Origin of the sequence: Chryseobacterium viscerum (genome assembly GCF_002899945.2) — a bacterium.
GTDB classification, from domain to species: Bacteria; Bacteroidota; Bacteroidia; order Flavobacteriales; family Weeksellaceae; genus Chryseobacterium; species Chryseobacterium viscerum.
In genome coordinates this window covers 55,223-66,194 of sequence record NZ_PPEG02000014.1, presented here as the reverse complement: position 1 = coordinate 66,194, position 10,972 = coordinate 55,223, and the positions used below count along the sequence as shown (strand labels likewise).

Here is a 10,972-nt window from a genome sequence, read left to right as displayed (position 1 = left end):
AACTTTTTCTTGGTTTGATAATGACAGAAGACTTTGCCGAAATTATGAATTGCTAATGGAAAATTCTGAAAATATGGTCAAACTATCAGCTATTAAAATATTATTGAACAAAATTTAAACAGGCTCTAAGTCTTTAATCACTTTTAAAACTATTTATCTACCAACAAAATTTATCTGAGACTGCATATTCTGTACATTGATCAACTGTCTTTAGCTGGCCTCCAACAATTGTATTTTTATAAAGCTTTCTTTCTTTGGTATCACTCACTCCGGTTATTAAATATTTTCCTGTTTTGTCCCATCCATAAAATGCCACTTTATCGAAAAATTTTTCTTTATATGAAATTCCATTTTTGCCTCCTTTGAACATTGCATATACATCGTTATCCGGTGTGCTGTTCTGAAGATTAAGAAGTAAAATATCATCATAACCATCCTGATCAACATCTGAAATATATAAAAGTTTAGAAGAGAATTTTCTACCAGAGTTCTTTTCATATTCCACAAAATCAGTTCTCTTAAATTTCAGATTTTTATAATCTTCATAAGCTGATTGATAATCAGAATTAATAAGCCATGCTGCTAAACCAAAATTGTCCTGCAATATTGCATAAAATTCTTCTGGTAAAGTAAGATTGCTTATGATGCTTGAGATGTTTGTGTCAGCACCATCCCTTTCACACACTAGTTGGATAGAATACTCTTTATTATTATACTTTAAAGGAATACTAAAAGTGAAAGAATCTGATAGTTTTTCCTTTTCAACTCTACTATTATTGGTTACAGGATTAGTATGCGCATCTTTACTTGAACAATTAATATTTATAGAAAATATTAGAGAAAGTGATATTATTAGATTGTGTATTTTCATAAAAATTATTCATTAATTTTTCCTATTCTTTCATTATAATTAAAATCCAGACTGTTTTTTCGATCTATACTTAATGTTCCGTCTTTAGAAATTCCAACAATGTAATGTCCTCCATTATATAATTTAATTATTTCTGCATCTAAGATGGATTTTTCATTCTGATTTGTAGATGTATCCGGTAAATATCCACTAAATTGTTGTAGCTCTGGGACTGAACTTGGACATGTTTTATAAGTTAAATTTCCTTCTTCAATTGAATAAGATTTTAATCGTTTCGTATTTTTCAATAGTCGACGAATATGATTAACTGCAGCTTTTATTTTTTCTGGTAATTTTATATTCATTTTCACTGCAATATTTTCTTTCCAATTCCAAATGTAATTAGGGTTTTCAATTACTTTTTTTGATTCTGCAGGGGTAGTACTTAGGTTATTTTTCTCATACTTAAAGTCTATTTGACATATTCCCCAGCCATCAGGATAACCATAGTTTGGAATCCCTTTGCTTTCACTATTTCTACCAGAAGGTCCATATATTGCTTCTTTTCTATTTTTTCCTTTCCCCACAAATTCAGGATCCCAAAATTGTTTCATTAATGTAATACCTTCGCTTCCGGATTCACTCACTGCCATTTTATAAATAAACCAGTATTTTGATAAATATCCTTTATCCGTAAAATATTTTTTTACAACTTCTTTTGTAGGATTCTTTCCTCTTATATAAAACTGGAAAGTACTTAAAATAGAAGTTTTTCCTTCATTCCATATTTCTACAGCTGCAGTTCCTCCTCTAAATAGTCCACGAAAATCAACATCCCATTTTGTTTTCCCTGTATTGGCAATCATGAAAGCGTTTCCGCCATCAGACTTTGCGGGAAAATAATCAACATCGTTTCTGTCATAGAGTGTTGCACTTGCCTTAAACTTAAATTCTGTCTTTAATCTAAATCGTAAACTTTTATGTATGCAATCTTTTCCTATATAAACTTCAATTCTTATTTTGGGCATCGCAGGTTCTGGTGAAATAAATACGAAAGATTCAGGATCAATTTTTACATCATTATAATAAACTGAAACTGTATAAATATTATCTTCCGGTGTTAAAATCCTCTCCACCATCGGAATAGGTTTCGCTACGGCAGAATTAAATTCGGGATCACAAAAGATAAAAGATTCTTTCACCAGAGCCGTTTGTTTTTGAATAGTAGTACTACCTAAACCTTGCCATGGACTTAATTTTATCACACTCATACAGGGTGGGGGAGACATATTTCTAGCAGGCCATTTCGGGTGCCCGCAGTTTCCTTTGAATTGAAGGTTGACCATATTGTTTCCATCCCCCTTTGTGGCAAATATCTTATCCTGAAGGTTTATTTCATTTGAGGTCACTTTCAGTTCTCCGGGCGCCTGGGCATAGGGACACTTCAACGTGGCTCCATGTATGACCATTTCTCTTTTTTCTGAAGGAGAATCTTCGGTGGATTTTTTTTGTTTTTCGGCTCTTTTTTCAGAAAGTTTCTGATCATGCGCTGAAGTATTCTGATCTTCCATGGGCTGCTATTTTAGATTGGATTCAATTGTCAAGGCGGAAATCATATTTGCAGGCAGCAATGAAAATGTATTTTCATCACCCGAAATAGATTTAGCCTTTACTTACTTTAACGTCTTTTCCTCCCTGGAATACGGCCAATGATGTTCCTCTCAGTTTTAAATCACCTTTAGAGGTCTGTATATCGGCTTCTCCGGAAATACTTTTAAATGTATTACCTGTGCTTTCTGTTTGATCTTTCTTAACGGTAACACTTTTATTTTCGGAGGTTTGGGTGTATCTCTTTGTAATAGATTCGGTATGGTCGTTTCCAATATTGAGGGTGCTGTCCTGCCCAATCTTAGTGGTCATATTCCTGCCCACAGAGATGTGCATATCTTCGCCTGCTGTAAAAGTCATATTCTTCGGTGCCGTAACATTAATGTTTCCCTGGCCATCCATAAAATAAGTATTTCCGCTTGGATCTTTAATGGTTACACTTTTGTCTGCATCATTCATTAAAACCTTAATGCCGCTTCTTGTCTGTATAGATTTAAGATGATTGTCAACGCCTCCGCCCAGACCTACCTGCCCATGAAACATTCCCCCCATGGCAAATGGAAAATCGGGGTTATGGTATTCAAATCCTACCATGACCTGATCGCCGATCTCCGGAACTGCTACAAAACCTCTGTTTTGGGTGATCGCATCTGTTCCTCCTGCATCGGGGCTCATCATTCTGATGAAGTGGGTGGTATCATTTAACTGCCAGTCAAACCGAACTTGTATTCTGCCCTGATTCAATGGATCTACATTGGAAATCACAGTGGCCACCTGCGGTTCAGCTTTAGGCATTTCAAAATCAGGCTTGGGCATAAAACCGGTGCCTTCAGCAATCGCTTCAAAGCTTCCTGTATAATATCCTCTTGCATTCACTTCATGAGTTACCTCTGTAATCATAAGTGTTGTAAAATGGGAGGTTTCATTAGTATCCGTCTTTCTCATGGCTAAATCTGCAACGCAGCCAATATATAGAAACGGAACAGTTGTTTGTCCTGTAACGGTAAAAACCTCTACGGCTTTACTTCCTCTTGCACTCTTCTGGGAATCATCCACATCCAGGAACATATTGGCATTGACGGGAGTGGGAGTCAATGACCTTGTGGTAAAAATGGTGTCATTCAGTTCATAGGCTTTAGAAGATAATTCTCCTAAATGTTGTATGCGATCATCAGCACCCACCATTTTAGTATGGTTGCTGCTGTTGTAGCCAAAGTATTCCGGCTTGGTGTGAACCGCTTTTAGTTCAACAATCACATCAGTTACATTGCTTCCATATACCAATTGAATTGGCTTTTCAGAAGAAGGAAGTTTTCCGAAATGAAGGATTTCGCCGTCATAATAAAACTGCTCTCCATAGGCTTCTGCAATTCTTGTTAGGTAATTGTAATGGGTTTCGTTGTATTGTGAACTATAACTGATATAGCTTTTGTTTTGAGTGTCTACTCTGAAATCAAATTTGTTGGTCCCTAAGGTCTCCTTGATGATCCGGGTGGCAATAATATTGGTATTCACCGTTTGGCTTCCTCCAAAACTTTGGGTATGGGGAGCAGCATCCATCAGAATAGTAGGGCTTTTCCCTTTTAAAATAATATTTCCCAAGCTCATTTTTTCCTGGCTGAAGGCTACCTGAGTAATGAGGCCCACAAATGTTCTCTCGGGGCTTTCACTTTCAGCATCTTTATATCTAAAAATAACGGTGATTCTTTTTCCTAAAAACTTTTGGGCCTGCTCAAGGTTGTGGTTTTGTACCTCACCTAAAGAGTCATGAGCCAATACCAGTTCAAAATCATGGTGCTTTCTTGCACTCTGTTGCAAACGAAAGTGCTTAAAGTGATTGACAGCTTTGCCCTCAACCACAATTTCCAGTTTTACCACCCGGTTGATCCCCGAAATGTGGTTATCTGAAACTTTCTCAGAATTTGAGGCGTTTTTCATAATATTTTATGCGTTTTTTTTGGTATTATGTCACCGAATTTAGATAAAAAATAGATTACAAATTGTAATATTATATTAAATCTGAAAAATTGTAGTAAAACTACGATTGACTAAAAACCTTGCTCAAAATAGCTTTAGATTGATGATATAAAGAAAGTCCTGGAAATTGGGGAATTTTTAGGTGGACAAATGTTGTTTTTATGGCTGAATTGAAATAAAATCTTTAAACTCGGGGGCAGGAGATATTGACTCATCATTTGAAGTTCCGGATATGTCGGCTGGGATTCAGTAGCTATGTTTTTGATTGCTAAAATATTACTTTAAAATCTTAAAATTTTGCTGATAGGTTCAACCTCAAAATACATTAGAAACAGGTCTAATTTTCTGTGTGAAGATTATAGATACAGTGGTGCAATAGATTATATGGATGAAAAAGGAGTGCTAGATTATATTGTTGTTTTTAAATTTTTGATTTATAGTCCCAAAAATCATACGAAAAAAATTCTTGAGGAATGGGAGATAATAGCTGATTAAAAGATTTTTTGTGGATCAAAGATAAACTGATAAGTATATTTATATTCTTCGACAAACTGTTTCGAATATTCTAATTTGAATTTTTCTAATACTTCACTAAATTCACCAAGTTCAGTTTCTATTCTACGGTCCCATTTTGATGCTTCAATAACTTTCCATTGTCCACCAAGGGTTTGAAGATATTCTTCTTTATCATCTCCATCATACCATTTTATGAGACTTCCTCCAACATTACAACAAACGATTTTTTTGTCAATTAATATTAGCCATTGAAATTCAGGTGCAATAAGAACTGTATAACCTGTACCACTAGTCTCAGCCAGCCCCCATTGTCCAGTTGATAATTTGCCCATATAATGGTCTCCATTCCAGGAATGTGTATCTATATGTTCTATAAAATATTGAGATGAGTAATCATCAAACTCCCATGAATAATCACCATTGAAAATTTTGTAAAATTTATCATCAATTAAAGGAGAGATATAATCGTAAATAGGAGGTATGATTTCTTGTCCAGAAATATGAATAACTCCCCACTTTTTTTTGCCCTCTACACATTTAAAATAGCGCACTTGATTATTTTTTGAATCAATAATTTTCGTAATATCAAGTTCTTTAATAGAATCTTTCTTTGCATGGAATACTTCTCCTTTTTTCAATTGAAAAATTGCACATTCGAATTCTTTTGAAAAAAAGAAATTATCGTAAAGGTCAATTGGATTATCCATGGCGATCGTTTTTATTTTGAATCAGATAAATTGTTTTTTTTTTTTTAATATTAAAAGCTTGAAGATCCTTTTAGTCCTATTTTAAAATCTGTTGATCATAAAGAAGATTGTCATCTTCATCAAAGCTTATAATCAAAACTTTAAATTGTTTTGCAGTGTCGTTATTAAAGAATTTAATTCTTGGCGGAACATAATCACTATCAAATAAATTAGGATTCCAGTAAAGGGTTTCACGGGTGTCAGTTTCTATTTTCGTTGGAGAATCATCATCTAACATTTCAATAGGAAATTCTGATGGTCTATCATATCCCTTTACTATTGATGCATTATTTTTTTTCGTGTCATTTCCAGTGCTTTTAGATTTCATATTCCCCCTCATCGTATAGACTGCTACTGCATCACCTATTAATCCTGCTCCTTTGATAATTTTCACCATCGCAATATTGCTTACAGGAAGGTTTGAAATCATCGTAGGATCAGTAAGCACTTCATCTAAATAGAGCTTAGCGGGCTGGTTACGGATGTAGGGTACGTTTACCCCTGAGCTATTTCTTTGAAACGTTAAGCCGGCAGCTCTCCCTTGCAGCCAATCTAATATATTGATTGATCCTGCGGCGCGCTGGTCTTCATTGACGAAGTCAAATATAGTAGAATTGATAGAATTAAACATTCCGGTAGACAGTTGCTTGTTGAGCTCTTCTTTGGGATCTTGTTTTTTTCCGGCTAATTTTACTTCTTCAATCTGTACCTCACCATTTTCATTTTTTTTGTTATTTTTCTGAGTGTTGATGGCTCTGGAAATAGCGGGTGGAAGTTTCCTGTTTGCAGTGGCTTTCACCAGTCTGTATTTTGTATTAGGAAAATTGCCTTTAAATTGTGTTGGCTTAACCATGGGTTCAACCGTAACATATAAATCATCAGTACTTGATTCTTTACCATTTTCAGGATTTACAAATAATGAAACAGCTAAGGGTTCATCAAAATCAACACTTTCTAAATAAACATATCCATTTTGATCTGTTTTAAACAGGTTGAAATTAGGTGGGTTCTCGCCTAACTTTAATGCTAAAGTTACGTTGGTATCTCTCAGTATCGCATTGTTTTTAATAGGCTGTACTTTGTAAGAAAGAAATTTTGGAGAATTGTTTTTGATGCTGGGAACAGATCCGCTTAGTACGGAATTCCAGTCAAATCTTTTCCATTTTTCAGAAATAAGCAGTGCATCCAAAGCTTCACTGTTGGCATTTTTAGAGAAATATTGTGCCGGTGCATTTATTTTGCTCGTAAAATCTCCTGTCAGCCACAGACCACTAAGTAAATTTTCTTCTTCTGAATTACCGCTTCCGTCATCCTCACTTACCAAAACGGTATAGTTTTTAAAATAGGTCTCCGGGGAAAGATCGATACTATTGAAAGACCTGGGAGTCTGTTTTAAACTCTGAGCGACAATTTGGGCTTTCTCAATCTTTAAATTGTTGGGTCTTATAAAGCAGAGTCTTGTAGCAACCAGATTGTCCTGTTCATCAAAAATGGCTAGCTGCAAAATGCCATTGTTCCCATTGCTGATTTTTGTAGGAATAAGACTTGATACTTCATTGGTCAACTGATTGATATTGGCTTTATAAGCCAGATGGTTGTTGATGGTTCCTACAATTTTATAATTTTGGAGTTGTTGTTTTAGATTAACTCCTTTTAAGCTGTATTTAATCCCTTCCTTAGAGCTGTTGACTTCTAAACTAAGACCGCTGTCTGCTACTTCCGGTAAATCGATCGTTTGCTTTTTTCCAGTATTATCCTGAATAATAGCTTGGTATTTTTTTCCTGAAGCTGGCGTTATTTTAAAAGAGGCCACATTTTTATCAAATGACGTAAACGAAGTAATAGATACATTTGGATTTTGTGAGTCGACTATTTTTCCGGTCCAGCTTTCTGGCAGTGAAGAATCGCTTGATAACCTTACGGCAAATTTCGTAGGCATCCCATTGATGAAAGTTCCACCTTCGGCAAAAGCTTTGGCAGACCAGTCAGCATTTTTAGAAACCTCTAATGTTTCGCTTGAGTTGGGGTTGTAAATCGGAATTGTTTTAACAATCTGAAAATCTTCATTGAAATTGGTCATGTAAAGAGTATAAGCTCTTACAAAATAAACCTGCTCGGGAAGGTCTTCTTTCAGTTTAAAATCTCCGCTGCCTTCACCATTGGTTAAACGTACAGTTTTCCAGTCTATTAATTTTTTATCAGCATCGTACAATTCAACAAATAGAGTAGTAGACAATGTGGAACGATTGTAACCATCAAATACAAAACTTTTGAACCAGATCTGGTCACCCGCTGCATATTGTGATTTGTCAGTAAGCAAGTATACTTTTTCCTGTTCGTAATTATTCTCAAGACTTGTAATTGCTTTTTCTAGCTTAGTTTGTGCCAGTACAGGCTGTACCATTGAAAGAAGCAATACACAGAATATATTTTTCATAGAAATCTCAGCGCATTTTAATTCACTGCTAATGTAGTCATTTAAAGACTTCGGAGATTGATATTTAACTTCTTATTTCAGAGAAAAAAATAAGATTGATGATGTCTTTCGGGTGGAAATTCTAAGCTGCAATACCAGATAGGATATTGAGAGCGTACAAATTGAATTCGTGAATTAAATAGAAGTGTGCTGTAAATTAAAATTTTAGATAGAAAAAAATAATCAACATTGTGTGATAAAAACTTTGTTGAAAGAATATTTTTATTATTTTTATAAAAAAACTAATACATGTAAATAAATGAAAATTATTCATGCATAAATGTTTACTTAGGTAAAATGCCTTATAAATAATCTATTTTATTTTTAATAATACAATTGACTTGCTCATTGGTAAGCTGGTCTTGCTATGGGTATAAGATACTGTGTCATTAAAAATATATACCGACAGAACTCAACTTAAACATACAATCAAACCAAATCATTCTTATGGAAAAACAACACACGCACACGCATGGCTGCACCCATTGCTCTTGTGACAATCCTATTTTGAAAATTTTTAAAGAAGAACTTTTCAGTGCAGAAAATCTCACGAAAATAAATCCCGGTTCCGGAAAGGCTACCCACGAAAAACCACAAACTCTGATGATCAGTGGAGGAACCATCCGGCCTATGATCGGCGGATCAACAGCTAATGTGGAAGCTATTGGGTTGGCTGATGGAAAAGTCGTTATAACCGGTGAGAAAAAAGAGGTAGAAGAATACATGGTTAAAAATCATCCAGGTTTTCATAAAAAAGAACTCACGGGAACCCAAACTTTACTGCCTGGTCTTATTGAGCCCCATGTTCATATGGTTCCTACAGCAATGATGCATGGCTGGCTGGATTTGAGCCCTTTTGAGGAACAGAATTTACGTCCTATATACGATTTGACTTCTGTTGGATTAATCATCAACAAGAATATTCCTAAAATTCCCGGATATGTCATTTTAGGAAGAGGATTAGATCCGTCATTAATGCCTTTTGAAGAAATAAATGGTAAAAAAGAGTTAATAACAATTAATAATACAGTACTTGATGGTATTAATGCTGATACACCTATGATGCTGCTAAGTGCTTCCATGCATACGCTTTATCTGAACACTAAGGCATTGAAGCATGTTTTTGATCACAGCACTGAGATACAGGACAATTATAAAACTGTTGAAAGATATATTAGTGAGACCAAAGGCCAGTTGCAGGAAGGTTTACAAATGACACCTGCATTGAAGGTCGTAAAGCTGCAGATCATTGTGATGAGCATACAGATTAACAGTTATCTGACTGATCTTTTTAAAACAGCAAATTCCAGAGGAGTTACTTTTATGTATGATGCCGGACTGAATAAAGGTTCAGAAATACTTTTAACCAAATATTTTGAGACTCACCCTGAATTGGTGAGGACAGGTGGGGCATATCTTTGTTCAAGCCAGGAAGATGTTGATAAGCTGGATCCTTATAAAGAACCGGATCATTACAAACCTGTATATTGTGGACACATAAAAGTGGTTTCGGATGGTTCCAATCAAGGGCTTACCGGGTATCAGAGTTCTCCATACTTGTGTGATCCTGCTGATAATACAGGGGTATTCAATTTTCCACAGGCAGGTATTCCTGCCCATACGATTCCGCCAAGTTATAATACCCTCATCAATACTGTTGTAGCAGTAAAAGGCTGGCCGCTGATGGTGCATGCCAATGGCGATCAGGCCGTAACATTTGCGATTAATGCTTATCAGCGTGCTCTCGCTCAATACAGAGGTGCTGAGCTTCGTAACCGTATAGAACATTGCTCGCTTCTGACAGCGGATCAAATTACTAATATGCTGCAAATGGGAGTTTCACCGAGTTTCCTTATCGGGCACGTGGGGTATTGGGGATATGCTTTTAAGAAAGTAATATTCGGTGAAAAGGCACAAATGCTTGACCTTTGCGGTTCAACCCTTGCTGCGGGTATGAGAATTACTCTTCATAGTGATAATGAGGTAAGCCCATTAGGACCTTTGAGAATGATGGAACAATCGATTACCAGAATTATGGAAAGGAAGACCACAAGCATTGAAGTCTTAAATAGCGCGGAATGTATTACCCCTGAACAGGCTTTGATTGCTGTTACTTATGATGCTGCATGGCAGTGTTATGCAGATAAATGGGTAGGTTCATTAAATACAGGGTACTTTGCTGATTTCGTCATATTGGAGCAGGATCCTCTTACATTAACGACTCAGGCCTCACAATATATGAAAATGCGAAACATCCCGGTATTGGAAACCTGGGTGGGTGGTATACCTGTTTATATAAATGATAAAAATGCAAAAGTAGTGACCGAAAAAGACATGACTCTTTCAGAAAACCAGTAACAAGTCACACAAAAATGGTCTGATTAGCTAATCAGATATCAATCAGAGTAGATTATTTTCTACTCTGATTTTTTTATACCCAGATTCCAGTTGATCGCAGGGATCTTTCAGAGAAGGATTCGGATTCTTAGTTAGTTGAAATGTGATCTGAAATTTTTGTTTAAAGTACCTCAGATCTCCTGCATCTACAGAATAGAGAGGTCAAAAAACTTTCACAGGAAATAAAAAAAAATGAATTTTGAACCCCCGTAATTACAAAACACGATCATTTCATTTCAGAAAAATAAAGTCTCCTGCAACTACAGAATAGAGGGGCCAAAAAACTTTCACAGGAAATAAAAAAAAATGAATTTTGAACCCTGTAATTACAAAACACGATCATTCTATTTAGGGAAAATAAAGTCCACTGCAACTACAGAATAGAGAGGCTCAAAAACTTTT

Annotated in this window: 6 protein-coding genes; 1 reads left to right on the top strand and 5 read right to left on the bottom strand. The window is 35.6% G+C overall.

Annotated elements, in window-relative coordinates; all coding sequences use genetic code 11:
- Positions 1-157: 157 nt before the first annotated feature.
- From C1634_RS25840 to C1634_RS24865, 5 genes are all read right to left on the bottom strand, one after another.
- A complete protein-coding gene (locus C1634_RS25840) occupies positions 158-871 on the bottom strand; it encodes a hypothetical protein (protein ID WP_123921579.1) in 714 nt (237 codons plus the stop codon).
- 5 nt (positions 872-876) lie between these two features.
- Positions 877-2,319 carry a PAAR-like protein gene (locus C1634_RS24885; RefSeq protein WP_228410163.1) on the bottom strand — a complete coding sequence of 481 codons (1,443 nt, stop codon included), beginning with the start codon at positions 2,317-2,319 and terminating at the stop codon, positions 877-879.
- A 193-nt stretch (positions 2,320-2,512) separates the two neighbouring features.
- Complete coding sequence (locus tag C1634_RS24880) at positions 2,513-4,396, bottom strand: type VI secretion system Vgr family protein (protein ID WP_103233966.1); 1,884 nt, start codon at positions 4,394-4,396, stop codon at positions 2,513-2,515.
- A 530-nt stretch (positions 4,397-4,926) separates the two neighbouring features.
- Positions 4,927-5,658: a WG repeat-containing protein gene (locus tag C1634_RS24870; protein WP_103233965.1), complete on the bottom strand. Its 732-nt coding sequence runs from the start codon at positions 5,656-5,658 to the stop codon at positions 4,927-4,929.
- Positions 5,659-5,734: 76 nt separating this feature from the next.
- A complete protein-coding gene (locus tag C1634_RS24865) occupies positions 5,735-8,134 on the bottom strand; it encodes a hypothetical protein (protein WP_185145160.1) in 2,400 nt (799 codons plus the stop codon).
- 486 nt (positions 8,135-8,620) lie between these two features.
- Here C1634_RS24865 and C1634_RS24860 point away from each other — a divergent pair, with 486 nt between their 5' ends.
- Entirely contained in the window at positions 8,621-10,531 is a 1,911-nt protein-coding gene (locus C1634_RS24860) for an amidohydrolase (RefSeq protein WP_109739324.1), read from the top strand.
- Positions 10,532-10,972 lie beyond the last annotated feature (441 nt).

Bases quoted from the DNA above. Each gene is read 5' to 3' on its own strand.
- C1634_RS25840 (WP_123921579.1), bottom strand. From the start codon at position 871: ATGAAAATACACAATCTAATAATATCACTTTCTCTAATATTTTCTATA.
- C1634_RS24870 (WP_103233965.1), bottom strand. From the start codon at position 5,658: ATGGATAATCCAATTGACCTTTACGATAATTTCTTTTTTTCAAAAGAA.
- C1634_RS24860 (WP_109739324.1), top strand. From the start codon at position 8,621: ATGGAAAAACAACACACGCACACGCATGGCTGCACCCATTGCTCTTGT.
- C1634_RS24865 (WP_185145160.1), bottom strand. From the start codon at position 8,134: ATGAAAAATATATTCTGTGTATTGCTTCTTTCAATGGTACAGCCTGTA.
- C1634_RS24885 (WP_228410163.1), bottom strand. From the start codon at position 2,319: ATGGTCATACATGGAGCCACGTTGAAGTGTCCCTATGCCCAGGCGCCC.
- C1634_RS24880 (WP_103233966.1), bottom strand. From the start codon at position 4,396: ATGAAAAACGCCTCAAATTCTGAGAAAGTTTCAGATAACCACATTTCG.